This window comes from Haloferax sp. DFSO52, from assembly GCF_048158745.1.
Taxonomy (GTDB): Archaea; Halobacteriota; Halobacteria; order Halobacteriales; family Haloferacaceae; genus Haloferax.
The window spans coordinates 1836424-1862971 of record NZ_JBLOPB010000001.1 but is presented as its reverse complement, the minus strand read 5'-3'; the positions used below and the strand labels follow the sequence as shown (position 1 = coordinate 1862971).

The 26548-nt window shown below is 59.2% G+C and carries 21 protein-coding genes and 1 tRNA gene; 15 read left to right on the top strand and 7 right to left on the bottom strand.

The window, feature by feature from the left end; all coding sequences use genetic code 11:
• Window positions 1–494: 494 nt before the first annotated feature.
• The gene (locus ACK3SC_RS09690) at window positions 495–1055 is read left to right on the top strand and encodes a TATA-box-binding protein (protein WP_416839973.1); all 561 of its coding nucleotides are present in this window, start codon (window positions 495–497) and stop codon (window positions 1053–1055) included.
• Between the two features lie 302 nt (window positions 1056–1357).
• The gene (locus tag ACK3SC_RS09685) at window positions 1358–1933 is read left to right on the top strand and encodes a helix-turn-helix transcriptional regulator (protein WP_416839908.1); all 576 of its coding nucleotides are present in this window, start codon (window positions 1358–1360) and stop codon (window positions 1931–1933) included.
• 165 nt (window positions 1934–2098) lie between these two features.
• Here the strand turns inward: ACK3SC_RS09685 and ACK3SC_RS09680 are convergent, their stop codons facing one another.
• Window positions 2099–3304: a Cdc6/Cdc18 family protein gene (locus tag ACK3SC_RS09680; RefSeq protein ID WP_416839907.1), complete on the bottom strand. Its 1206-nt coding sequence runs from the start codon at window positions 3302–3304 to the stop codon at window positions 2099–2101.
• A 1396-nt stretch (window positions 3305–4700) separates the two neighbouring features.
• Here ACK3SC_RS09680 and ACK3SC_RS09675 point away from each other — a divergent pair.
• From ACK3SC_RS09675 to ACK3SC_RS09665, 3 genes are all read left to right on the top strand, one after another.
• On the top strand, window positions 4701–5183 hold the full coding sequence (locus ACK3SC_RS09675; protein ID WP_416839906.1) for a hypothetical protein: 483 nt from the start codon (window positions 4701–4703) through the stop codon (window positions 5181–5183).
• 85 nt (window positions 5184–5268) lie between these two features.
• Entirely contained in the window at window positions 5269–7242 is a 1974-nt protein-coding gene (locus ACK3SC_RS09670; protein WP_416839905.1) for a DEAD/DEAH box helicase, read from the top strand.
• A 97-nt stretch (window positions 7243–7339) separates the two neighbouring features.
• Window positions 7340–7413: transfer RNA gene (locus ACK3SC_RS09665), tRNA-Tyr, on the top strand.
• Between the two features lie 211 nt (window positions 7414–7624).
• Here the strand turns inward: ACK3SC_RS09665 and ACK3SC_RS09660 are convergent.
• The 4 genes from ACK3SC_RS09660 to ACK3SC_RS09645 all read right to left on the bottom strand — a co-directional run bounded on the left by ACK3SC_RS09660 (window position 7625) and on the right by ACK3SC_RS09645 (window position 11909).
• The gene (locus ACK3SC_RS09660; protein WP_416839904.1) at window positions 7625–8653 is read right to left on the bottom strand and encodes an AI-2E family transporter; all 1029 of its coding nucleotides are present in this window, start codon (window positions 8651–8653) and stop codon (window positions 7625–7627) included.
• Window positions 8654–8776: 123 nt separating this feature from the next.
• A complete protein-coding gene (locus ACK3SC_RS09655; RefSeq protein WP_416839903.1) occupies window positions 8777–9067 on the bottom strand; it encodes an antibiotic biosynthesis monooxygenase in 291 nt (96 codons plus the stop codon).
• A 163-nt stretch (window positions 9068–9230) separates the two neighbouring features.
• Window positions 9231–10370 (bottom strand): right-handed parallel beta-helix repeat-containing protein, encoded by a 1140-nt coding sequence (locus ACK3SC_RS09650; RefSeq protein WP_416839902.1) that lies wholly within the window; start codon window positions 10368–10370, stop codon window positions 9231–9233.
• A 261-nt stretch (window positions 10371–10631) separates the two neighbouring features.
• Complete coding sequence (locus tag ACK3SC_RS09645; protein WP_416839901.1) at window positions 10632–11909, bottom strand: right-handed parallel beta-helix repeat-containing protein; 1278 nt, start codon at window positions 11907–11909, stop codon at window positions 10632–10634.
• 275 nt (window positions 11910–12184) lie between these two features.
• Between ACK3SC_RS09645 and ACK3SC_RS09640 the strand changes: the two genes are divergently transcribed.
• The 10 genes from ACK3SC_RS09640 to ACK3SC_RS09595 all read left to right on the top strand — a co-directional run bounded on the left by ACK3SC_RS09640 (window position 12185) and on the right by ACK3SC_RS09595 (window position 20913).
• Complete coding sequence (locus ACK3SC_RS09640) at window positions 12185–12463, top strand: hypothetical protein (RefSeq protein ID WP_416839900.1); 279 nt, start codon at window positions 12185–12187, stop codon at window positions 12461–12463.
• Window positions 12464–12590: 127 nt separating this feature from the next.
• Complete coding sequence (locus ACK3SC_RS09635) at window positions 12591–12974, top strand: acyl-CoA thioesterase (RefSeq protein WP_416839899.1); 384 nt, start codon at window positions 12591–12593, stop codon at window positions 12972–12974.
• Between the two features lie 186 nt (window positions 12975–13160).
• Window positions 13161–13592, top strand: a complete 432-nt coding sequence (locus ACK3SC_RS09630; RefSeq protein WP_416839972.1) for a 6-pyruvoyl trahydropterin synthase family protein — start codon at window positions 13161–13163, stop codon at window positions 13590–13592.
• A complete protein-coding gene (locus ACK3SC_RS09625) occupies window positions 13592–14365 on the top strand; it encodes a 7-carboxy-7-deazaguanine synthase QueE (RefSeq protein ID WP_416839898.1) in 774 nt (257 codons plus the stop codon). Before ACK3SC_RS09630 ends, ACK3SC_RS09625 begins: the two co-directional genes overlap by 1 nt.
• Window positions 14366–14425: 60 nt before the next feature.
• A complete protein-coding gene (gene queC / locus ACK3SC_RS09620) occupies window positions 14426–15187 on the top strand; it encodes a 7-cyano-7-deazaguanine synthase QueC (protein WP_416839897.1) in 762 nt (253 codons plus the stop codon).
• Between the two features lie 36 nt (window positions 15188–15223).
• A complete protein-coding gene (locus ACK3SC_RS09615; RefSeq protein WP_416839896.1) occupies window positions 15224–15976 on the top strand; it encodes a class I SAM-dependent methyltransferase in 753 nt (250 codons plus the stop codon).
• A 220-nt stretch (window positions 15977–16196) separates the two neighbouring features.
• Window positions 16197–16877, top strand: a complete 681-nt coding sequence (locus ACK3SC_RS09610; protein WP_416839895.1) for a hypothetical protein — start codon at window positions 16197–16199, stop codon at window positions 16875–16877.
• Window positions 16878–17002: 125 nt separating this feature from the next.
• On the top strand, window positions 17003–17608 hold the full coding sequence (locus ACK3SC_RS09605; protein ID WP_416839971.1) for an FAD-dependent oxidoreductase: 606 nt from the start codon (window positions 17003–17005) through the stop codon (window positions 17606–17608).
• 173 nt (window positions 17609–17781) lie between these two features.
• Complete coding sequence (locus ACK3SC_RS09600) at window positions 17782–18663, top strand: DMT family transporter (protein ID WP_416839894.1); 882 nt, start codon at window positions 17782–17784, stop codon at window positions 18661–18663.
• Between the two features lie 132 nt (window positions 18664–18795).
• A complete protein-coding gene (locus tag ACK3SC_RS09595; RefSeq protein WP_416839893.1) occupies window positions 18796–20913 on the top strand; it encodes a response regulator in 2118 nt (705 codons plus the stop codon).
• 35 nt (window positions 20914–20948) lie between these two features.
• Here the strand turns inward: ACK3SC_RS09595 and ACK3SC_RS09590 are convergent, their stop codons facing one another.
• Together ACK3SC_RS09590 and ACK3SC_RS09585 are read right to left on the bottom strand one after the other, a co-directional pair.
• Window positions 20949–21431 (bottom strand): SRPBCC family protein, encoded by a 483-nt coding sequence (locus ACK3SC_RS09590; RefSeq protein WP_416839892.1) that lies wholly within the window; start codon window positions 21429–21431, stop codon window positions 20949–20951.
• Window positions 21432–21887: 456 nt separating this feature from the next.
• The gene (locus ACK3SC_RS09585) at window positions 21888–26423 is read right to left on the bottom strand and encodes a glycoside hydrolase family 15 protein (protein WP_416839891.1); all 4536 of its coding nucleotides are present in this window, start codon (window positions 26421–26423) and stop codon (window positions 21888–21890) included.
• Window positions 26424–26548 lie beyond the last annotated feature (125 nt).

Below are 26548 nucleotides of genomic sequence, written 5' to 3'. Positions count from 1 at the left end.
TCGTGGGTATAAACCCGTCGAACTTCCTCGAGTCAATCCGTGAATCGGGACGCGTTGAAGCGCCCCGAAATCGCGGTGTGTCGTTCGCATTATTCCGAAATGCCCTCGACCACTTAAGGCCGTCGTATCATCGGCACCCCGGGACGGTGTGTCATCCCAGAGAGTGCCAAACGACGATGGGTCGCGTGGCGTTCGGTCGAAGCCGTCGGGGGGCGTGCCCCCGTGCGCTTCTTCACATTACTTCGAATGACACGGTTACATTTAACGCCGTTGATTCAAAGGCTCTGTGAGAAAAATAGACACGAGGGGAGTCATAACTTCACACGCGGACAGTTCTGACATCAGTGATGTGGCCCGAGTGAAATCAAATCTGTGTCGAGTGAAAACAAGTATTAGTTTCGCGCGCGTGCGAAGAGACGACGGAACCGACACCGTTGAAGTCGGTTTATAACGGGTCGCTTTATAAGGAAGGAGGTATGATTAAAAAGCGAGCAATGAGTGGGCCGGCAGACTCCATCGAGATTCAGAACGTAGTCGCATCGACCGGGATCGGTCAAGAGCTCGACCTCGAAGCACTTGCCGACGATCTTCCCGGTGCTGATTTCAATCCAGACAACTTCCCAGGCCTCGTCTATCGGACGCAGGACCCGAAAGCAGCGGCGCTTATCTTCCGCTCTGGGAAAATCGTGTGTACCGGTGCGAAGAGCATCGACGACGTACACGAAGCACTCGGGATTATCTTCGACAAACTCCGGGACTTGAGCATCCCAGTCGACGAGGCACCCGAAATTACGGTTCAGAACATCGTCTCCAGTGCAGACCTGGGTCACAACCTGAACCTGAACGCACTCGCTATCGGCCTCGGTCTCGAGGACGTCGAGTACGAACCTGAGCAGTTCCCCGGTCTCGTCTACCGTATGGACGAACCGAAGGTCGTTATCCTTCTGTTCGGGTCCGGGAAAATCGTCATCACCGGTGGGAAGCGCACCGACGACGCAGAGACGGCCGTCGAAGAAATCGTCGAGCGTATCGACGCACTCGGCCTTCTCGGCTAACACTCCCGAAGAAACACCTTTCTTCGAATCACACCTCGACGAGCCGCAGGTCCAAAAGTGTAAAACGGTTAATAGACAATTGGACAACTATGAATGCGCGGGAGGATGTGACATTCCTCGTCGGGTCAGAGAGTAGAGTGTCGATACTTCGGGCACTTACAGACGGACCACACCGTCCAACAGACCTCGCGAGGCAGTGTGAGTGTGCACGCGAAACTGCGCAACGAACACTCGCTGGCTTTCGTGAACGAGGATGGGTACAGAAGTCAGATGGGATGTACTGTCTCACTCCTGGTGGAGAGATGGTGTTCGAGCGGTACGACCGTCTCATCGAGACTATCGAGTGTGCAGACCGGATGAGCGAGTTCCTGATACATGCTGGAGGCGTCTGCGAGGACGCCCCTCCCGAAGTACTCCAGCAGTTAACCGTGACAACTGCCGCAAACAACGACCCGCACGCCCCCATCAACCGGTATCTCACCATCCTCGGCGACGAACCAGTTGACCGGTTCCGTGGTGTCACGCCCATCGTCAGTCGAATTTTCAACGAAGCAGCACAGCAGGTTATCGGTCCAGAGACCGAGATGGAACTCGTCGTCGACCAGGCAGTTCTCGAACGGTCGAGAGTGAACTATCCAGACGCCTACGAACTTGGAAAAGAGTTGGACCAATTTTCGATGTACGTCGTAGACGAAGACCTCGAAATTGGGCTTGTTCTCGTCGACGGACACGGAGCGGTCGCCTCACACGACGACGACGGAAACATCGTTGCGCTCGTCGACGGCGACGCTCCCGAAGTTGTGACATGGGTAGAAGGTCTGTACGAATCTCTCCGAACGGATGCAACTCCCGTGACGTACGAGGAATCGACACGGTGACCGACACCGAGAGACTGTGACGATGCCGGTCACACGTGATATTTCCAATCACATCCTCCTGCAATAAATTATAAGGTTACGCTCGTCAGACAGTTAGTTGCCGCGTCGCAGACGTCTCTACTGTCGATTCGGCCCTCCAGAACCCGGGTTCAGTGCCCGTCCCGCTCAGACGTCCACTCCTTCGGTGAGGACGTCCTTCACGACGTCCGGGTCTTCGAGTAGTTGGTGTTTCGTATAACTCCCTTCAGCACTGCCACCGCTGTGTTTAGACTGTTCGATGATGTCGAGGAACGCGTGTTCTTTCAGGAGGTCACGGACTCGTCGAAGCGAGAGGCTATCAGAGCCCTGTTGTCGACAGATGTTTTCGTAGACTTCGTACACGCGACTCGTACGGAACCCATCCTGTTGCTGGTTCGACAGCGAGAGAATCGCGAGCGCCTGAAGAACGTACCGAGAGTGGGGAGTCGACCCACGAATGAGTTCGCGGAACCGGTCTGTCTCTGCGCGCTGGCGCGCCTGCGTGACGAAGTTCTCTTTGACCGTGCTGGCACCCATCGACTGCGCAATCTCGCCAGCGTACCGGAGAATGTCGATAGCCTTGCGAGCATCACCGTGTTCGCGAGCAGCGAGTGCAGCAGCACGAGGGATCGTCGATGGGTCTAAGACGCCGTTTCGGAACGCATCGCTCCGTGCGTCCATAATATCTCGAAGTTGGTTGGCGTCGTACGGGGGAAAGACGAACTCGCGCTCACAGAGACTCGATTTGACCCGTTCGTCCATCCGGTCTTTGTACTGAATCTTGTTACTGATGCCGATGACACCGAGTTTGCACCCTGCAATCTTCCCGGCCTCTCCGGCCCGTGACAACTGCATCAAGATATCGTCGTCGCTCAGTTTGTCGATTTCGTCGAGGATAATGAGGACGACATCGTAGAGAGCATCGAGGATGCGCCAGAGACGTTTGTAGTACGTCGATGTCGAGAGGCCCTTGTCTGGAACTTTGATTCCGGTGATGGCAGGGTCGTTGACACTGTCGGCAATCGTCTGAACGGCCTGCGTTTCGGTGGTGTCCTGTGCACAATCGACGTACGCGAACGTCGCCTTCACACCTTCTTCTTCGGCAGTGTCGACCAGTCGTTGCGAGACGTACTTCGCACAGAGCGATTTCCCTGTACCCGTCTTCCCGTATATCAATACGTTACTTGGACTTTGTCCGAAAATAGCAGGGTTCACCGCGGTCGCGAGGTTCGCAATCTCGTCGTCGCGACCGACGATGCGTCCCTCTCCCGGGAGATGATTAATCTCTAACAGCTCCTTGTTGGAGAAGATGGGGTCCTCCCGGGTGAAGAGGTCGTCGCTGGCGTTAGGCATGTTCGCAACACACCACGTTTCCGGTGAAAGGACTTACCATTCGTCGCAGGACACACACACCGGATTTCCGGTGAACGGTGGCGAAGCCCCGTTCCCTGTCCACACGAAACCAAGGTTTGGGTTCACCGGAAACCCGGTGTGGGGAGGTGTGTGATACCGCTCCGTCACGCACGTAGCAAGTGCGAACGCCTCAGAAACAGCAGCAAAACAGCTTCAAAACCGCAGAAGAACGTCTCTGAAACGGTAGAATTAGTCGGAGATTTCGTGCAGGGCAACCCACATTCGACGTCTGGGCTGAACCAGCCCCATCTTCGAACAGACTGGAAGCCGTTGTCCATCGACGACGTGAACAGGTCGACCGACACTGCATGCTGGCAGTTCTACCCCAGACCTGTCTCGAAATTCTCAGAGCTGATTCGGCAACCACTCAGCACCGCCGAGACGCTTTGGAACCCCCAAAAACCGGGGACTCAGTTCGAGTCGAACACTACTCGAGGTTCGAGTAGTTTGGTGTTTGCGAGTGTATCACTGGAATTTTACACAAATAAACTATTTAATCGTTCCTATAGCTGACTGAACCAGTTCGAAGAGACTGGAGCGACAGCGAAACAGGAGTGCGCTCGTCTCGGTTACAGAAGATTACAGAAGACCGAGTCCACCGGAAACGTGGTGTTCTCTTAACCTGAATCAGAGAAGGACAGATATCGGTGATTTCGTGGCCTGTTTCTCCCGGTTTCACCGGAAACGTGGTGTGTAGCATATAAGTGGAACGATTCGCGGTGGCTCTGCCGCAACACCGGGAACTCCGACTCCCGGATACAGCCGAATTCGGTCGCTCTTGCCCCCGAGACTACCTCTCGTTCGTTCACCGGAAACGCGGTGTGTCTGTTCCGGCAGCACGGCCGTCTCCGACACAGCACCGTATACCCGGTCGTCCGTTTCACCGGAAACGTGGTGTCTGTCAGCGGGATAACGTTCTGTACTCGTGTGACGTAAACACGGAGCGAATCGGACTACACTGTGGCCTTGATTCACCGGAAACGTGGTGTCTCTGCCCCTCTCGCTTTACTCTCGGGTTTCACCGGAAGCGAGGTGTGGTAAACTACGTCGTGACTGGCTCCCGAATCCCGTCCATCTCACCTATCGAACCCCGCCTGTACCACTCTTGACTACCGACCGAACCCCATCCACGACCACCCCCCGACTCCCACGAATCCCGGCCGTGGTCATCGACTGAACTGCGAGCGAGCGAGGTGTTCACCAGACGACTCCCCGTGTCTATTCACCGGAAACGCGGTGTGAAACCGTCTGTCGTGAAATTGTGATTCTCGTCCATGGGTGATTGTGTTGTTCTCGTGGCGTCAATGCAATTACCATAGAGAGCGAACTGGTTGGCATGCGTGCACTCGGCCGGGCGTGGGCGCGTCTCCGCGACACCATCAGCACCACAAACGTTGACGAGACGTGGTCACTCGAATGGTCACGTCGAATCGAGACTCGGTGGTCGTATCGAGGCGAACTCATCGACTGTTTCAGGTTCGACGACGGGTACGTCACAACTGTCCAGTACAAACGACAGGGTGTCAGATGGCAACTCACACCCGGACAGGTCCCACTCGCGAGTGCGCTCGCGATGGCCAAGCTCTACCTCGAACACCGTCTCACTCCCCAGACCGACCGCGACGGACGACCGTTCATCGGCCTCACGGACCACGGCCCAGTCCAGGTGTTCGAAGAGATACCGCCGGAACCCGTCGAATACGTCTATCTCGACGGTATCCGAACCCTCGAAGAGTTCCCCGAGTTCATCACTGTCGACGAGAATTTGCAGTCGGTCTTCGAACGGATGGTCCCTGCCCAGTCGGGAACACCCCGATAATCGCCGGGGTCTGTCACACGTCACCGTAACAGTCTCGAGTTCTCGTGTCGCAAGCCGTTTCTCTCTCGCGTCCGTAGCCGAGTTGATGACCGACGAGGACGAGGATTCCTCCCCTGACGTGCTCGACCGACTCAGCGACGTGGCCGATGCCGACGTCCCGAGTGACGACGAACAGACAGCAGCAGGTGTCTCCCTCGCCTCGTTCTACGACGCACTCGAAGCAGAAGGCCGTCCAGTCGTGACGGCACAACAAGTCGCTCGCCGACTCGACGTGTCGCAAGCGGAGGCGATGGACGGATTAGACGCCTTAGTCGATTCCGGCCGGGTCGAAAAGGTGAACGTCGAGACGGACCCACTCGTGTGGTACCCGACCGAATGGGGCAAACTCGCCTCTCGTGAGCGCGTGGTACTGTTCCCGAAACGGCGCGAACTCGTCGTCGACAACCCTACACAGTACACACGCGCGCGACTCTCACAGTTCGCCCACCTCGTAGACACGACGGGTGACCGTGAGGGCCGGGGACGTGGATACCTCTACCGGATACGGCAGGAAGACGTGTGGCAAGCCCCGTTCGACGACGTCAGCAACCTCATCGCAATGCTCAGGTCGGTGGTTCCCGAGCGGTCTCCTCACCTCGAAACGTGGATCGAAGACCAGTGGAAACGAGCCCACCAGTTCCGCCTGTATACGCACGAGGAAGGGTACACCGTCCTCCAGGCAGCGACAGAGAGCCTCATGGGGAACGTCGCTCTGCAGAAACTCGACGAAGACCAGATTTACGCTCCGATTTCGGATACCGAGGCGTGGGTCAGAGACGAGGAAGTCGCCGCAGTCAAACGAATCCTCTACGATGCTGGCTATCCGGTCGAAGACGACCGTGACCTCGAAGAGGGCGACGAACTCGACGTCTCGCTTCACGTCGAACTCCGCGACTACCAGCAAGATTGGGTGGACCGCTTCCTCGACCAGCACTCGGGTGTGCTCGTCGGCCCACCCGGTGCTGGAAAGACCATCGCTGGTATCGGCGCACTCGCGGCAGTCGGCGGCGAGACACTAATTCTCGTTCCGAGCCGCGAACTCGCTCGACAGTGGCGCGACGAACTCCGTGCCCACACCGACCTCGACCCAGACCAGATCGGAGAGTACCATGGCGGGAGCAAGGAAATCCAGCCAGTCACTATCGCGACCTACCAGACCGCAGGGATGGACCGCCACCGCTCGCTGTTCGACTCACGTCGCTGGGGACTCATCATCTACGACGAGGCACACCACATCCCCAGTCGAGTCTTCCAGCGCAGTGCCGACTTGCAGTCCAAACACCGACTCGGTCTGTCTGCGACACCCATCCGCGAAGACGACAAAGAAGCCGAGATATTCACCCTCATCGGCCCACCAATCGGAACCGACTGGGGCAAACTCTTCGACGCAGGCTACGTCCAAGAACCGGAAGTCGAGATTCGGTACGTCGGATGGGAGGACGACATGGCCAGAAACGAGTGGGCCTCCAGCGACGGTCGCGAGCGACACATGCTCGCCGCGATGAACCCCGCGAAGGTGTTCGAGATACGTCGACTCCGTGCTCGACACCCCGACTCGAAGACCCTCATCTTCGTCGATTATCTCGACCAGGGGAACGCGATCGCCGAGGCCCTCGACGTTCCGTTCGTCAGCGGTGAGACACGCCACCACCGTCGCGAGGCGTACTTCGAAGCGTTTCGGGATGGTGACCTCCAGACGCTCGTCATCTCCCGTATCGGTGACGAGGGAATCGACCTTCCGAACGCTGAACTCGCTATCGTCGCGTCGGGTCTTGGGGGGTCACGCCGACAGGGCTCACAGCGCGCTGGTCGAACCATGCGTCCCGCGGGAAGCGCCCTCGTCTACGTTCTGGCCACTCGCGGTACGAGCGAAGAGGATTTCGCCCAGCGACAGATGCAACATCTCGCGGGCAAAGGTATCCAGGTCCGCGAGTCGAACTCGGGTGAGCGGTCCGGAGATGGTGGACCGACTCCGGACGCGAACGATACGGCAGGCACTGACGCAGACCAACCCAACTAATCTCGCCCGGATTCTTGCGGGCATCGGCGTTCTGTCGCCCAATTATCCGCATGGAATGAGAATTCTTAAGTCCAATCGTAGATTCAGATTCTCTTACCCGCTCTTAGCTCAGCCTGGCAGAGCAGCCGACTGTAGATCGGCTTGTCCCCCGTTCAAATCGGGGAGAGCGGACTTTTCCTGCGAACAACGTGAGCAGTGAAACGTCCACCTCGACCCGATTTGAGCAGCGAGCAAATCGCTGATTTGCGAGTGAGTTCAAATCGGGGAGAGCAGACTTCTCTCAGTATTCCGTGAACAACTCTACTGGCTTGTCTCCTGCACCGGTGACCGGAGCGAACGGGGGTTCGTAACCGACGAGGCTCACAGTGGGTGCCGACACTGCTCACGAACTGCTTGCGTCAGCGCGGTTGCCAGCCAACAGTTCGACGATGGTCTTCGTCAACCCGAAGACGACGGGGCCGACGAAGAGACCGATGAATCCGAAGACGGCGACTCCGCCGAAGATACTGAGGATGAGAATACCGGAGTTGAGCTTCGCGCCGCGTTCCATCGCGAGGGGTCTGATGATGTTGTCCGACCCACTGATGATGAACGTGCCGTAGATGAGGAGTCCGACTGCCTCCGGAATGCTCCCCACGAAGACGAGGTAGATGACCGCCGGAATCCAGACGATGGATGCGCCGATTACGGGCAGCAGTGACAGGATAAACGTGGTGACGCCCCAGAAGATGAGGTTGTCGAACCCGATGACGAGGAAGCCGAGGACGGTCAGTATCGCTTGCACCGCGGCGACGATGACGTTCCCGATTACGGCCGCCCAGAGGAGGTCGTTCGTACGCTCGAAGAGTTCATCAGTGGTGTCTGTGTCGAGCGGTACGACTGTTCGGAGCCACGCGATGAACTTGTCGCCGTCTCGAAGGAGGAAAAAGAGGGTGAACAGGAGGATGAACGCCCCAACGAGAAACGCGGAGATGCCACCGAGAATTCCACCGATGTCGCCCAGCAGTCCTCCAATACCGGTTTGGACCGCGTTGCTGACCGGGCCGGAGAGTGACTCGACAGTAGGGGCGTTCGTCCCGAACTGATCCTGAGCGAATGCGTCGAGGGCCTCGGAGTCGGGAAGTTCGGCACCCCGAAGGAGTGTGGCCGCCTGAGAGGCTGCAGCACCGAGGATGAAGAGGAGTGGAACGACGATGACGGTAATCGTCGCGAGCATCGTCACAGTGGACCCGGCGGTGCGGCCTAATCGTGGGGTGAGCCGTCGGTTGACCGGGTATACGAGGTACGCCAGCAGCGCACCCAAGAGGACGGGTTGGAGGAATGGGAGGACGAAAAATACCGAGAGTGTTCCGAAGAGTATCAGCAAAAGAAGGAGGAACGACCGTGAGGACGTGCTGTCTGTGTTATTCATACAGTACTCTCACGTCCCATTCTCGTAAAACTATCATCTAACTATCATTGTAGACCAGGTCACAGACCGAAGTGCGGAGCGACCCATCTCTCGAAACCAATCTAAAAAATCGTCGCCGGCGACTCAGACGGCCGAGAGCTGTTTCTGCTCGACCAGTTCGAGGTACGACAGCTCTGCATCGGGCATGTTCGGTCCGGTCAGTTCTCCCTGGCGTTTCAGATAGTCGGTCCATTCGCGTGCCTTCTCCACCGAGTCGAACTCGATGACCACCACGATTTCGTTCGGGTTGTCGGCCGACTGGAAGACTTGGTGTCCTTTCCCGCCGTGTTCAGCACGAAGCGTTTGATACCCGTCGAACGAGGATTTCCACGCATCGTAGTCCTCGACAGTCGCTTTCACGTGTAGGTATGCCATTCATCCCACCGTGTTACCATTGGTCACTGGAGCGGATATACGTAGCAGATAGCGACTCGCGATAGTCTGCTTCACGTGTCTAACCGCAGTGTTCGAGGTTGGTATCGACACCGCGTGCACAGCGAAGAGAGAAAAGAGAGGTTCTGATTACTTCGAAATCCGACTACTCGTCTGGTATCCGGCAGACGTTGGGCGCGTCGTCACCGATTTGGTTGTTCTCGACGACGTTGTCGTTCGAGAACTCGTCGATTCGAATCGGGAGGTCACCGTTCTCGCGGATGATGTTGTTGCGGATGACGTTGTTGTTGGAGCCGCTGTCATCTTCTTCTCGTCTTCGAAGCTCGATTCCGTCGCCGACGTTCTGGCGGATGAGGTTCCCAGTGACTTCGTTGTCGTCCGAGTTGATGAGGCGAACCCCGTCTCCTCTGTTTCCAATGACACGGTTCTTCGAGATGGTGGATGCGAGTATACTAAAGAACTCGATACCAACACCACCATTTCGCAAGACGTCGTTCTCCTCGACGAGGACGTTACTGATTTCGAAGACGGCCTCCCCGTTTATGTTAACCCCAGTCTCTTCGTTTTCGATGAACCGGTTGCCTCGAATAACGTTCGGCGATTCGTTGCCACGACCGACGAATTCGGTGATTTCGAACCCTGCCTTATTCTGGTAGAAGAGGTTCCCGACGACTCGCAACCCAGTGGAGTCGGAGAACGCCCACCTACTGTTGTTGTAGTCGACGCGGTTGTCCTCGATTACGGAGTCGTCAGCGAACTCGAAGTTGCCGACTTGCTCGTTTCTGGTGATACGATTGCGAGCGAAGGTCGTTCTCGGCGACCCCTCGTCCTGGAAGAACGCGACGTCGTTCTTCGCGACGATGCTATCAGCAATCGTCAGGTCGAGGTTCTCGAGTAAGTTGAACCCCCACTCACAGTGGGTCACTTTCACGTTGGAGACCAGTCCTCGGTCTGTATCCTGAATGTCGATGCCAATCTCGAATCCGGTTACGATGAGGTCCTTCACCGTGATGTCGTTGGTGTCAGTGCCGGGATACTCACCAATTGCAATAGCTGTCGAGTCGACTTCCTTCCCCGGCCCTGTGATGGTGTGGCCCTGACCATCGATGGTGACGTCATCAGTGAACGGTTCGACAAAGATGACGCCACCGGGGGTCTTCGAGACGATATCTTTCGTGAGCACGTAGTAGCCGGGTTCGGTAATCCTGACTGGGCCGTCGATGGGAATTGCGTCACTTGGGACTCCATCTCCACTGCTCCCTCCAGCAGCGGCACTTCCAGCCATGTTCGATAAGCCGAGACCAGCAAGTGCAGTCGCAACCGCACCCCTGCGAAGAATGTCTCGGCGTGACAATCCACGAATCTGTGTTGAGCGTTCAGAACTCATCTGTGTAGAATGCGGCCGAAACCGTATTGTTATAATTGAATTTTTGACAATTAGTGATGTCTGAAGAACGGTAAAGAGTGATAGTAACGGCGTTAGACGGGTTCTTCCCGCCAAATACAAAGAAATTCTTCGAGTCGTGATGTTCAGGGAATACGACGTTCAGTAGTCGTCGATTCGACAGGTGTTGGGCGCATCGTCGCCGATGAGGTTGTCTTCGACGACGTTCCCAGTCGACAGGTCGCCGATTCGAATCGGTAAGTCGCCGTTTTCCCTGATGATGTTCTCGCGGATGACGTTGTTATCAGAACCTTCTGGGTCTGTGGTGAATTCTGTCCGTGTAAGTTCGATTCCGTCGCCGCCGTTCTGGCGGATGAGGTTGCCCACGATCTCGTGTTCGTCTGAACCGAGGAACTTGATGCCATCAGCGCCGTTCCCGATGATTCGGTTCTTCGAGAGTGTACTTGGGCCGAAAGCCGAGCGGAATCTAATCCCGTCTCCACCGTTCCGGAGGACGTCGTTTTCCTCGATGACGGAACCGTCTATAGAGATGCCTGCCGAGGCACTTCCATCCACGAAAAGCCCGTACCGTTCGTTTTCGATGAAACGATTTCCTCGAATGACAGTGTTGCTACCGACACCCACGTATTCGGAGATGCTGAACCCAGCCGCATTTTGATAGAAGAGGTTCCCGACAATCTTCGCGCCACTGCTGTTGATCAAACCCCATCCTCCACCGTTGTAGTCGACGCGGTTATCCTTGAGTACAGAATCTGAGGCGAAGTCGATATTGGCGACACCTCCATTTCGGGTGATTCGGTTTCGAAGGAAGACGCTCCCACTTGCACCCTCGTCATCGAAAAGCATGAGGTCGTTTTTTGCGATAATGCAATCAGAGACTGTCACTCTGACTGCAGTCAGGTATTCCAGTGCGTGTCGACAGTGGGTTATCTTCACATTCTGGATTCTGCTATCGAAAACCTCCTCAAGCTCGATTCCTGCGAAGGAGAATCCCGTGATAACGAGATTTTTGATGGTGATGTTGTCGTTAGTCGGGGCGTCGGGGTACACCCCCGCGGAGATTCCGTATCGAGTTTCCCCACGTCCAATGAGACTGTATCCCTGTCCGTCGATAGTAACGTCGTCTACACCCAGTTCGATATTGATAATCGAGTCTCGCCGAGGGTCAACCGAATCACTCTCTGGTGGCTGTCCAACGATATTCTTCGTGAGCACGTAGTAACCGGGTTCAGTAATCACCGTCGGGCCGTCGATGGGGATCGCGTCACTTGGGACACCATCTCCACCCGTTCCCCCTGCGGCGGCACTTCCAGTCAGCCCAGACAGGCCAAGCCCTGCGATGGCAGTTGCAACCGCACCCCTGCGGAGGACAGCACGGCGTGATATCCCACGATTCTGTGTTGAACGTTCAGAACTCATTTGTAACAAATGCAGCCGAAATCGCATTGTTATGATTGAATTTTTGATAATTAGTCGTATCTGAAGAACCTTACTCGGCGAATAACTGGCGGACGAGTACGTTCTCAGTTCGTGACTCTCTCGGTATAGAGTGATTGCGCACTCCTCGCAAACCGAGAGCCTCTCGAGCCATCCCACCTCTGAACGTGATTCTCAGAGACCATTGACTGGGGTAATCATACCAGAACATATCAACATTACAACTGCTTATCGTGGATGACTGCGTAAGAACATCTATGGCTGGCCTCTCCACAACACCCGAATTAGTGACAGTACGCTCCGAAATGAACGACCACGGGTCGATGACCGTCGAACTCCACGAGACGAACGAGACGCGCCATCTCGTCGAGTACGAGTCCGAGCGGATTCGTAACACACTCGCGTCACTCTCCGTTGGCTCCCGGGTGCCACTCGAGATGACCCGTGTCGGCTCACGCTCGAACGTCTGGAAGGTCATCGCCATCCACGGGCGCGGTGCTCCCACCGCAGACCTGTCTATCTCGACGACCAACTAACAGGTCGTGAGAACAGCTAACTGAACGTCGAACTGCTCTTCTCATTCGTTCCAAACGACGCTCTCGAGCGTCGTCCACTCCGAGCGAACCGTCGGGGCTATATTCTTCGGCCGTCTCGCGAACTCCAATGACTGTTGTCGCCGAAGTTCAGGTTCGATTCCGCGACCACGACTCCTTTGGACACGTGAACAACGCTGTCTACGCCACCTACTGCGAACAGGCGCGGGTCGAGTATTTCGAGACAGTTCTCGACGTTCCACTCCACGAACTCAATATCGTGGTCGCACATCTCGAACTCGACTACCGCGCACCTATCGAGGGCGTCGGCACCGTAGAAGTCGAAATTGAAGCGGGCGACCCCGGTGGAAAGAGCTTCCCGCTGTTCTACGAACTCAGCTACGAAGGCGAGGTCGTTGCGACGGGGAAGACGATTCAGGTTGCGATGGACGAATCCGGCACCCCAACGCGCGTCCCCGACTCGTGGCGTGACGCGATTGCGAATCAGCCCTGACGCGCAGAGCGCACCCGACGCCCAGAGAGCGAATTTATCCTGATATTATCCTCAACGAGGCCAATACCTCCGACACTGAATAGTATTCGCACGACGTGGCCGAGACCACGTAATTAAGTAGTAGGCCAGTAATCTCTGGATATGCCTCAGGGAGCATTTCGGAGAACACACCAGGAGTCCGACGAGATGGAAGACCTGCAATCTCGGGCAGGAGAGCGGGTCCTCCATATCGGCCGAGACAGGCCGATTCGCATCAGTGCCGGGCACCGACTCCTCCACCACGACGGGAAGTGCAGTCGCCCACACGGTCACAACTACGAAATCGCCGTCCGAATCGCTGGTGAACTGACTGACGAGGGGTGGGTCGTAGACAAAGGTGTCGTGACCGACGTCATCGACGAGTGGGACCACCGGTTCCTCCTCGAATCGGGTGACCCGCTCGTCGAGGCGTTCGAGCAGTCGGGCGACGCCGACGGAACTGTCGTCCTCGACGCGCCGCCGACAGCCGAAGTGATGGCAGTCGTCCTCGAAGAGAAACTGGAAGCGGCGCTCCCCGACACCGTCTCGGACGTATCTGTCGAAATCAGCGAAACGTCTGAACTCTGCGCTGGATACTGATGCCTGTCTCTGATTCGGTTTCGCGGCCTGACACCGACGCCGAGGGCGAGCGTCTCCCTATCAACGAACTGTTCGCCTCGCTACAGGGAGAGGGAAAACTCGCTGGCGTCCCGAGCACGTTCGTCCGGACGAGCGGGTGTAACCTCAGGTGTTGGTTCTGCGATTCGTATCACACCTCGTGGGACCCGACGCACGCGTGGATGACGCTCGACGAAATCGTCGACGAAGTCGAGAAACTCACACCTTCACACGTCGTCGTCACCGGTGGTGAACCGCTCGTCCACGACGAGACTGCCACGCTCCTCTCGGAACTGGCCGACGATTACCACCTCACCGTCGAGACGAACGGAACGCTCGAAACCGAGGCCCCAATCGACCTCGCGAGTATCAGTCCGAAACTCGCGTCGTCGACGCCGACACCCGAAAACGCACCGGCCGACACCGACCCGGGGGTCTGGACCGACCAACACGACGCTGCCCGTATCGACCTCGACGCCCTCTCGTCGTTGGTCGAACACGCCGACGACTTCCAACTCAAGTTCGTCGTCACCGGCCGCGACGATGTGCCCGAAATCGAGTCACTCGTCGAAGATATTCGTGGCGTCACCACACGACCAGTTCGAGACGACGACGTTCTCCTCATGCCCGAGGGCCAGACCCGCGACGCACTCGCGAAGACGCGAACACATGTTGCCGACCTCGCGGCCGAATTTGGCTACCGATACACTCCTCGTCTCCACGTCGACCTGTGGAACGACGCACCTGAGACCTGAACAGTTCCCTGATGACACACCTCTCTACCCACGAACACAACTCTACCTACGAACACAACGATGACTGACGACTCACCCACAGACGGCACACCCATTGACGACACACCCACAGACGACACACCCACAGACGAGAAACGCGCCGTCGTCCTTCTCTCCGGCGGCATGGACAGTGCGACGACCGCGTACGAAGCCAAAGAACGAGGCTACGAAATCTACGCGCTCCACACCTCTTACGGCCAGAAGACCGAGTCGAAAGAGTACGACTGTGCACGCGCACTCGCCGACGAACTCGACGCTCGCGACTTCCTCCACATCGAGACGAGCCATCTGAAACAAATCGGCGCATCGTCGTTGACAGACGACTCGATGGCCGTCGAAGACGCGGACATGGACTCCGACGAGATTCCGAGTTCGTACGTCCCGTTCCGAAACGCCAACCTCCTCTCGATGGCCGTCTCGTACGCCGAAGCCAACGAATGTGACGCCGTCTTCGTCGGTGCGCACTCCGAAGATTACTCGGGGTACCCCGACTGCCGACCCGAATTCTTCGAAGCGTTCGAGGCGATGGTCGACATCGGAACGAAACCCGACACGCACATCTCACTCGACGTGCCGTTCGTCCACGATTCGAAGACAGACATCGCCCGACGCGGCCTCGAACTCGGCGTCCCGTTCGAACACACGTGGTCGTGCTACCGCGCCGAAGAACCGGCCTGCGGCACCTGTGACTCCTGTGCATTCCGGTTGCAGGCGTTCCAGAACCTCGGCGAGCGTGACCCGATTCCGTACGCCGAACGCCCCGACTACGTGGACGCAGCGTAACCCTCATTTTTGACGTTTCCGAGTGAACGGCATGCCATGAGCGACGAGAAACGTCGGACAGCGGCCCACTTCGGAGACGCCGCGGAATCGTACTTCGAGAGCGACGTCCACCGCCTCGGTGAAGACAGAAAGACGCTCGCCGACTGGTGTCGAGACGCGACGCGGGCACTCGACGTTGCGACCGGCGGCGGACACACAGCAGGTGCGATTGCAGCGGTTGGCGTCCCCGAAGTCGTCGCTAGCGACGCAGCACCCGAGATGGTCGCCACCGCGGTTCGAGAGTACCCTGTCTCTGGCGTCGTCGCCGACGCGGAACGACTCCCGTTCGGTGACGAGAAATTCGACGCTGTTGCGTGCCGAATCGCCGCACACCACTTCCCAGCGCCGGAAGCGTTCGTCGCCGAAGTTGCTCGCGTCCTCGAACCAGATGGCGTTCTCGCGTTCGAAGACAACGTCGCACCCGAAGACGACTCGCTCGCCACGTTTCTCAACGGAATCGAACGACTTCGCGACCCGACACACGTCGAGTTGTACCCCGTCTCACAGTGGCGCGAGTGGTTCGAAGACGTCGGATTAGCGGTCGAAGCAGTCGAGACGGCGAAACTCACACTCGACTTCGACGCGTGGACCGAACGAACCGGTGTCTCGGATGCCGACACCGCGGAACTCGAACGTCGCTTCCGGGAGGCACCACCGAACGCGGCGGACCTGTTCGAACTCGAATTCGACGGCGACTCGGTCGTCTCGTTCGCCAACCCGAAAGCACTGATTCGGGCACGGAAACGCTGACCCGGGACGCTGTCGAAATCTGAATCTTATCGTATCTGATCGCGGCCACGTGCTGAGTAGAGAGCGTCCGTTCAGCGTGGGCCGACCCACGAAATTCCACATGGTTCGCCACACTGTCGGCAGTGTATCTTCCTCCCTGAGCGTATCTATCTCGTGAAACCACGCGACATCACCGTCGCTGGTCGTACTGCTTTATCCTCGAATCCTGCGTATTGTCACCATGGCTCAAGATTCTCCGAAGATATCAGGGTCTGTGGGAGACTCGCTCGATATGGCGGTATCATACGGCTGGAAGAGCGCGTACGGGTTCCTCGTCGTGACGCTCGTCTCCTACGCTCTCGGTGCGATGTTCTTCATCGAGGGTGGCATCTACGGTCCGTTGAGTGACGCCGCAGCCTTGCTGGTCGGCCTGTTCATGCTCCCACTCGTCTGGGTGGTCCACCTGTTGACCCGCGAGCACGACTGGAGTCGAGAAACCATGTGGCTGGGGATTGGTTCCGTGGCGCTGGTGTCGGTGGGGTCGTTCGGACTGCTCGTCGGCGACCTCTTGTCCCTCGGAGTCGTCGTCGGCGGATTCCTCGGTTTGCAGTTCTTGGGCATCGTCCTGGAGGGTGTCTGGCTGCTTGCGGTCGGCGTGCTGGGGCTACGAACGCTGGCGGTCCCCCGGAGCGTTTCGCTCGCGGCGCTCGCCGCGGGACTCGGCTACGCTGGGGGTATCGTCACGCTCTCGGCGACCTACGCGCTCTCGCTTTCGGTCGGCAATCCGGTGTTCCTGCTGGCTGCGACGCTCGCCTTCGGCGGAATCGTCGCCTGGTCGGTCCTGCTCGGCCGCTATCTCCGGTCGCGGGACCGGCGGATGCGCCGGACGGCCGGATTCGGCACCGGACAGAGCGGGCTCTGAGCACCCCTCGTTCTTGTCTCGCCCGGGAGACCCACCACCCCACCACAAACCCAGTAATTAGAGCGGTTCGGCGGGGGCAGAATCGGTGAAAACGAAGAAACGACCTCGGTGTGCATCTTCCCTGCATCTGGCCCCAATCCTCATTCTACTCCACTCCGTCATTGTATAGCATGGCACGAGTAATCGTGGTCGGTGGTGGTCCCGCTGGACTCTCGGCGGCCCTGTTTACGTCGAAAAACGGGCTGGACGTACAGCTGTTCGACACGGACAAGACCTGGCTTCACCATGCACATCTGCTCAACTATCTCGGCATCGAATCGAGAAACGGAGACGAGTTCCTGGCGGATGCACGCGAACAGGTCGAAGGCTTTGGTGCGACGCTCTCAGCGGGTGAGGTGACAGCAGTCGAAGCGTCCGGCGATGGATTCGTCGTCACCGTGGACGACGAGACACACGACGCCGAGTATCTCGTCCTCGCGACCGGAACCAAGCGTGGCCTCGCAGCGGAACTCGGATGTGCGTTCACCGACGACGACGACGATGTCGTCGACGTAGACGTGACGATGGAGACGAGCGTCGAGAACGTCTACGCGACGGGAGCGATGGTCCGCGCCGAAGAGTGGCAGGCCATTATCTCGGCTGGTGACGGAGCCGCCGCAGCGCTCAACATCCTGACGAAAGAGCGAGGCGAACACTTCCACGACTTCGACACACCTGAAGATGTGGAGTAGTCGGCGGCGGCGAGGTACCCCATTTTACGACTCCACGAGGAGCACGTCGGTAACGACCAACGAACCGCCAGCGAGTGTCACGACCAGAATCGGTCAGTTATCACCGACCCACCATCGTCGCTGGGCTACAACAATTCGCAAGCGGTAAGCGTCCACTGTTCATCGTGCGGTGTGTGACCGCGTCTGAGTACGACGCCCCCATTTCGCCGCTCGCGGGGCTCGGTGTGGCAATCCTGGCCGTCAGCACGAGCGCAATTCTCGTCCGGTGGAGTAGCGCACCGAGTCTCGTGAAAGCGTTCTACCGCGTCCTATTCACGGTTGGTCTCCTCGCCCCTGTCGCCTTCGTTCGACATCGAGACGCGCTGGAGCGCATCTCACGTCGAGATATGGTGGCCGCAAGTGGTGCTGGCGTCGCGCTCGCTGCGCACTTCGCATCGTGGTTCGAGAGCCTGAACCACACGACAGTTGCCGCCAGCGTCACGCTCGTGCAGGCGCAACCACTGTTCGTCGCCGTCGGTGCGTGGGCGTTCCTCGACGAACGCGTGAGTCGGAGAACGACCGTCGGAATCGGCATCGCACTCGCTGGGATGATTGTGATGTCCCTTTCGGACCTCCTCACTGCAAGCGGCGCACCCAGACCACTGTTCGGAAACGCGCTGGCCGTCGTCGGGGCCGTGACGGCAGCAGCGTACGTCCTCACCGGCAGAAGCGTCCGACGACGAGTCGCGCTCGTCCCCTACGTCGTCGTCGTGTACAGCGTCTGTGCGCTGGCCCTCCTCGTCGTTGCAGTCGCCCGTGGCGACCCGCTTTCTGGGTATCCGACCAGCGAATGGCTCCTGTTCCTCGGGATGGCAATCGGGCCCGGCATCTTCGGCCACACGGTCATCAATTGGGCGCTCGCACACCTCGAATCGAGCGTCGTTTCCGTGTCACTGCTCGGTGAACCGGTCGGGAGTACGATTCTCGCGCTGTTTCTCCTCGGTGAGATTCCAACACTGCCGACGATACTAGGCGGTGCTGTCGTCCTCGCTGGCATCTACGTTACCGCGTCCTGACGGAAGCAACAGGTGCCTCGATTGGGTCTTGCGACGAACTGTGACCCCAGTATTTCGGGCTCGATGTGCATCGGTTATCGTGGGTGATAACCGCAGCACAACGCTCAAGAACGTGAACGGGTGGTACTGTGTATGGACGATGGCTCGGGTGCAGACATTCGTGTCCTCCACGTCGACGACGACCCGAGTCTCACGGACCTCGTCTCGGTTTTCCTCGAGCGCGAAGCGGGTGACGTCGACCTGTCGGTGACATCGTCGAACTCGGGAACCGACGCGCTCGACCGACTCCGACAGACGCAGATCGACTGTATCGTCTCGGACTACGAAATGCCCGATATCGACGGGTTAGCGTTCCTCCGTGCGGTTCGGTCGGAACATCCTGACCTCCCGTTTATTCTGTTCACTGGGAAAGGTTCCGAAGAGGTTGCGCGGGACGCATTCCGGGTCGGTGCCACAGATTACATGCAGAAAGATACTGGGACGGACCAGTATACGGTACTCGCAAACCGCGTCGTCAATGCTGTCTCGCAGTACCGCGCGAAAGCCGCCTCAGAACGCTACGGTGCGGCTATCGAAGTCCTCGACAGCGGTGTCTACTCGCTCGACAGCGATGCACGATTCACCTCTGCAGACGATGTCTTCTGCAGCCTCACAGGCTACTCGCGTTCGAGCATCCTCGGCAAGCGAATCTCAGAAATCGTGGCGGAGTCCGCCGACGAAATCTGCGAGAAGTTCGCGGCGGTCACTGGTTCGGGAGAGACAGATGCCGAGCGATTCGAAGTCGCTCTCTCGCCCGGTCCAGCGTGTCCACACGATGAACTCCTCTGTGAGGGGCACTTCGCAGCACGGCGCACAGAAGACGACGAGTTGGGTGTCGTCGGGACGCTCCAGGACGTGACCGAGCGTCGAAAACACCGTGACCGAATCAACTACGAGGCGCGTCTGAAAGACGCAGTCCTGAACACCTCTACGTCGCTCATGGGTGCGGAGGCAGACGAAATCGGGACGAAAATCGTGTGGACGCTGCAGACGCTCGGTGAGGTCGCTGGTCTCGACCGCTGTTCGGTCTATCTCTACGACGACGACACGCACGCCGCGGTGCGAACGCACGACTGGGAAGGTGGCTACTATCCCACGCACCCGGACCGTGTCTCGTTCGACGACGCTCGGTGGTTGCTCGAACACTTATACCGATTCGAGAACGCGTGCTTGCACAGTGTTTCGGACCTCCCACCAGAGGCGTCGAAGACGAAAGAGATGCTCGGGACTGTCGGGACAGAGGGGTTCGTTGCTGTACCGATGGTCTCGAACTGGTCGCTCGCGGGGTTCGTCTTCTTCGACGTCGTCGACGAGGGTCGGTCGTGGTCCGACACGGAAATCGACGCATTTCGGTCGGTCGGGAACAACATCACGCACACGCTGGCGAGACAACGACGAGAACGAGAACTCCGCCGACAGAACGACCGTCTCGAAGAGTTTGCATCGGTCGTCTCGCACGACCTTCGGAATCCGCTCAACGTTGCCAAAGGGTTCGTCGAACTCGCCATCGACGAAGAGAACGTGGTTCACCTCGACAGGGCACTCGACGGGCTGACTCGAATGGACACACTCCTCAACGACGTTCTCACACTGGCCAGAGAGGGTCGAAACGTCGGTGAGACGGATTCAGTCTCGCTCGAATATCTCGCTCAACGAGCGTGGAACGCGGTCGACACCGGTGAAAACGCCACGCTCGTCGTCGAAGATGGTCTCGGCACGATCGCTGTCGACGCGGGGCGTCTACAGCAAGCGTTCGAGAATCTGTTCCGGAACTCTGTCGAGCACGGCTCGACAGGCACTCAGACGTCGTCTGGTGAGTCGGTAGAACACAGTTCGACAGGCAGTGAGTCACTCGCTGCCGACTCGTTCACAGATGGGTCGACGAACGACTTCAGTTCGCACGCCACCGATTCTGCGCCAGACCCACCCGTCTCGGTTCGGGTCGGCCCAACAGAAACCGGCTTCTACGTCGCTGACGACGGCCCCGGCATCCCCGAAGACTCCCGCGAGAAAGTGTTCGAACACGGCCACACGACGTCCGCGTCTGGAACTGGATTCGGTCTCTCAATCGTCGAGAGTATCGTCGAAGCCCACGGATGGAACATTTCGGCGACTGACCCCGAACCTGACCTCGGCGGCGCACGCTTCGAGTTCGACGTCGGCGGTGTCAACTCTGCCGTCGAACCGCGCTTTTCGCTCAGCGACGATTGATGCCGCGGTGGGAATCTCTCAGAACGAGTAGAAAATCAGTCTTCTACCGCCAGTTTCGTTCGTTTGTGCCGGTCACGGAACATGGGCTCTAACCCGACTCCACCGAAGACCCCCGCCACCCCCCCGAGTGGACCGAGCGGAAGTTCGTACTCCACTCGGTCTTCGATAATCGTCTCGTCCCCATCGGCCGCAAAGCGATGCGTGTGGACCCACTTGCGGAACGGTCCACCGACCATGTCGTCGCGGAACCACGCCGTAGTCTCGCGTTCTTCACGGGCGATGATACGCGAGACCCACTGCTGGCGCGGACCGACACCGAACGGACGCATCGACAGCTCGATTTCCGTTCCAACGACGAGTTCACCAGTCTCGTCATCGACGTCGGGAGTTCGAACGGCACCGACTTCGAGGCCCATCCACTCCGGTGTGAGGGCTTCTAACCCCGAGATATCGGAGTGGAACTCCCAGACTCGTTCCAACGGGGCAGCGACGCGAGTTCGACGCTGGTAGACCGGCATACGCCACTGTTCGTCTCCAGAGAGAATAGACGTGTTGGCGAATCTGGACGTATCCGTCCGGATGTATTCGTCCGAACAACACGAATGCGAGGTGGCGAAGCATAGCCGTCGCTCACGTCGTGAATCGACCCGCGCGGAAATTCTATGGCACGAACCGCGCGGGTGTGCAAGGGCAACACTCGGCCGAATGGAATTCGGGTTGGCTGTCGGATACGGCCGATTGTCGTTGGTCGCCACGATCGCTGTCGCGGCGCACCAACGTTCCTGATGGTATACCTTAATTATTTTGCACGTTTTCCCTGAACGTCTCGAACGCCGACTGGTGTCACGCAGCCAGTCGGGAACACACTCGTGTTCCTCAGGCAGTCGGGAACGGCGGTCGAAACGCGGAGTCGTCCCGTCCGACCACCGGGCGTTCAGGTGACGCGTCTCGATTCACTCACGCAGACTGGTCGCTTAGAGCGTAAAGCGTGAGACAGTCGTCCCTGCGCTCGTCAGGTCAGTGTCCGTCGCTGCTGCGACGGTCACCTGATTTTCACCGTATTCGATTGCGACTTCGACTTCGAACGTCTCCTTCGTGGGTTCGACCAGCGTCGTCTCACCGGGTGTCTTCACCGCGACGACGGCCGCGTCAGTCTGCCCGGAGACGACGAGTTTGTCTCCTTTGAAGCGCGTGCTCACACGGAGACTCGGCCCCGATGGGCGGTCACGCTCGACGTAGCGGTCACGGACGAACGCGGGCGTTTCGACTGGTTCGCCGGCATCGACGCCGTGTGCGAGGCGGACGAACTGCGCCATCGACCACGCGAGCGGCGTCGCACTGCCGGTCCCTTCGCCGAACTCCCAGTTGTAGTCCGTCGAGTGTTCACGGTCCCACACCTGTTCGGCCAGCATTCGACCGGAGTTGGCGAACGACGCCATCGTCCGTAGGAGATTCGCTGGGGCGAGTTCGCCGTCCGACGTACCGGCGACGAGTTCGTACTCACCGCGCTCGCCGGTGAAGATGGGCCAGAGTCGGCCCTTCCCTTTGGCGTCGATCGACCACGGCGCACCCTCTTCGTTGCGCTCGCGTTCACCGTAGCCGTCGCCGTTGTATCGGTAGAACGCTGGGCCGTGTGGTGTATCGACGCGAATCGTCTCGTCGACTTCCTTCAGGGAGTTCCGAATCACGTCGTCGTCGGCTGGTTTGATACCGAGCCGAGTCAGTTCGAGGAATCCGGCGTCGATGACCTCGCGCTCGTCGAGCGTCGGCCCGTTGTTCGCGAGTGTCCGAAGGTGGCCGGCGTCCGGGTCACCGTCTCGGGTGATGCGGACGTAGTACGGCGTGTGTTTGTGCCGGTCAGTCCCCGTTCGCGTCGCCGTCCAGTCGTCGACGCGTGCGGTCCAGTCGTCGGCGAGTGCGAGCCAGACCAGTGCGTCTTCGTCGTGGCCTTCGTCGAGTGCGACAGCTGCTGCACAGGCCAGCCCCGCGATTTCGGCCGCGATGGACGACGGCGAGTAGCCTGCTTCTTCCTCCCATCGCTCCTGTGCGGTCGGCGGGCCGTTCCGGGCCACGTAGTTGGCAGAGCGCTGGACGTTGACGTAGTCGTACGCAACGTCGTCGAAGCTCACACCGTTCTCCTGAAGCATGTAGGCCATCACCTGCGGGAACGAGATGTTGTCCATCTGTTCGCCACCCCAGCGGGTCCGTCCGTTCAGGTAGGTGTTCTGTGGGATGAACCCTCGGTCGTCCTGCTGGTTCGTGTAGATGTACTCCAGCGCGTCGATAGACGTCTCGATGTCACCCACTGCTTCGAAGACGGTGAACACCTGGTAGAGGTCACGCGACCAGACGAAGTTATAGCCGTATCCCTTCGACTCTTCTGCGGGAACCACTTCGCCCCACGGGACAGAGGGCGACGCGATACCTGCGCCGAGGAACGTCTTGTCTTCGACTGCTCGGAGACTCATCAGACACGTCTTGTACTGCGCAGCGAGGGCTGCGTCGGACGCAACCGACGCTGGCAGTTCTTTGTCGGCGAGGAAGTTGTCCCACGTCTCGGCGTAGGCGGTGCGGACCGTCTCGTAGCCACGGGTGAGTGCACCGGCGGCTTCACCGAGTGCGGCGGCGGTGTCGGCGTGTTCCGCAAAGCCGAGTGCCAGCGTCTCAGAGAGGTCGGCACCGGTTCCGATTCGCCCGACGAGGACGACGTTTTCGTCGTCGATGCGTTCTTGTGGGGCCGGGAGTTCGCCCTTCGAGAAGAACTCTGCGAGATACTTCGACCCGGCGACACCGACGGTTGCCCACTCGAATCGGCCGGCAGTCGTCAGCGCGATTGCGACGCTGTACTCCTGGCCCTCTTCGTTGATGAGGAGGGTTTCGCGGCCGTCACCAGCGTCGAACGCGCCGGCGTCGCGGGCGACGAGGTGGTAACTCCCGAGTTGGCCGAGTCGAATTCCTCGGTCTTTCGTGCCGGTGTTTGCGAGTGCCGTGTCGGCGACGGTGTACAGTTCGTACTCGCTGTCGTCGAACGCTTCGAACTGGACGTCCGCGAGCATCGCGTCGTGTTCGGGGTCGATACTGTACTCGACGGTGAGTTTCCACTCGTGGCCTCGGCCGTCGCCAGTCTCGGTGATGACGTGCCTGAAGATGAGGGCGTCTTCCTCGGCGATCTCGGCCCGCCGTTCGACGGTGTCAGCGTGGTCGTCACGCCGCGTCTCGTTGTGCGTTCGCGCCGTATACTCGGCTTTCGGGTCGGCGTCGACGACGAGGAAGTCGAGCGTCCGGAGGTTCATCAGGTCGACTCGCGGGAAGCGAAGTTCGGTGAGCGCGCCTTCGGTCAGCGTGTACCAGAGGCGCGAGGGGTCTTCGGTCCCGTGGTCTGCGACGGTTCCGATACCGTACTTCTCGCCGGTCGTCCACCGCGGCCGGTTCTCGGGGCCGGTCGGTGCGGGCTTTGGTGCCGGAAGCGCGTCGATTTCCGCGAGGATAGCCGTCGTCTCCATGCGGATGGCGTGGGGCCAGCCGAGCGGTGTGGCGCTGTCGAACGTCCCGTCGTCGAACACCTGTTCTGCGAGGTAGCCAGCGTCGGTCGTGAGCGGTCCGTCGGGTTGAATCAGTTCGTAGAGATTCGTCGCACGCTCGATGAACCGGCGGCCGTCTTTTCCGATGCGGTCACAGAAGATGCCGAACTTGGCGGCGGCGTTCGCTCCCCACGCAGTGGAGACGGACCAGACCTTCTCGCCGTCCTGGTCGCCGGCGCGCCAGTAGTCGTCTTCGAACCGCACCAACCCGGCAACGGGGCCACGGGGGTTTCGGTAGAGTCCTTTCAGCGTCGCCGCCATGTGTTTGACGAGACGGGTCGCCGTCTTGTCGTCGACTTCCTCGATGTCGGCGTAGGCGTCCATCGCGTCGACGAGTGCGAACGTCGCAGAGTCGAGGCGTTCGTCGAGAGCGCCGTGTTTGTCGAGGCGAAGTCCGTACACTTCGCGCTCGTCGGACCACAGTTCGTCGAGGCCGTCGTAGACGGCAGTCGCCTGCTCGCGGGCGTGCTCACACAGCTCTGGGTTGAGCGGTGCGGCGGCAACAGTCGAGTAGGCCTGCAGGAACGTTGCGGCGGTGTGGGTGAACCGTCCACCCATGTTCTCCCACGCGTTCTGACAGTTCGTGGGGAGCCCGTCGTCTTCGAGACTGCTGTCGAGCCCTGAGATACCTGCGGCGATGGTCGACCGAATCCGGCCGACGAGTTCGTCGTCGAGTTCGCCACGTCGCTCCGTGAGGTGACTCGCGAGATACGCCAGCACGCTCGCCGTCTGGTCGGCCTGATACTCGTTGTCGCCGGCGCCTTCGACGCGGCCGTGTGCCCATCCGGGTGCGATGCTGCCATCGACGGCCCACACGCGGTGTGGCCACGTCCCGTCTTCTAACTGCGAGTTGCAGTAGAACGCTGCACTCGACGCGAGACGGTCAGAGATGTCGAGTCCGAAGGCGTCGTCCGCGTGTGCGAGCGCCTGCGAAATCTCCGCGTCATCTCTGAACCACGTGTAGCCGTATCCGCCCGAGTGTGCGAAGAATGGGTCGAACTCGGGGCCGGCGATTCGTGCACCGCTGGGTGCGGTCAGAAGCGAGAGCGCGCGAAGGTCTGCCCGAACGATTCGTTCGCGGGGTGTCCCCTCGGGGACGAACACTTCTGCGCGCTCGCGCGCGGCAGCGCGAAGTTCGTCTGCCGTGGCGTGTCGGTTCGCACAGTGCTGGAGGTCTGCGAGCGCGTCCGAGCGCTCGACTTCGCTGTGGTCGGACAACTGGGTGACGAGTGTCGTCCGCGCGGCACGGCCGTGCTGGTCGAGCGGTGCGCTGACGACGACGTCGCCAGACAGGTGTGTATCTTCGTAGCTCTGGAGCACCGCTTCTCGGGGGAAGTCGAACACGTCGTCCGACAGCATCTCGTCGAATCGCTCGGGAATCTGTCCGCGAACGTCGTCGAGACCGGTCGATGCGGTGACGTAGTCGTGTTCGTCTCTGTGGAACACCTCGACGGCCTGTGTTCCGTCCGGGCCACCATCTTCGTGGATGAGACGGCCGACCTGCGTCTCTCTGCCTTCTGGAGCGAGGGTGAGAAACGCGGTGAGGTGCGCATCCGTCGGAATCGCTCCACGGAGTTCGACGTGTGTGACGTGCGCGCGGCCGAGCGTCAGGTCGTACTGGTGGACAGTGTATTCGCCAGCGTCGTACTCGGTTTCGACGAGACTCGTCTCCCGGTAGTAGTGTTGGCGGACAGATTCGAACTCGTCGAACCAGTGCGTCTCGCCGTTCGTCTCGATACCGAACCGTGAGCGGTCGATTCCATAGAGGCCGGAGAGCGAAGATGAGTAATCGCGGAGAGACCCATTGAGGCCGACGTAGACGAGTCGGTCCCCATGCCCCGAAAACGCGCCATCCGAGGTCTGACACTCCTCTGGAAAGCGTCCCCCCCGGTCACGCTTGAATTCGTTTAACGCGGTCCGAAGTCGCATAGAGGTAGACATTCGCCCCGGACCATAAGTATTGGCCGCTCATCACCTATCTTACCTCTATTCTTAGTAAACTTTCGTGTTGCTTATGACGACGAGGTAGCAGCCGTCTGCGGACTAAACAAGAA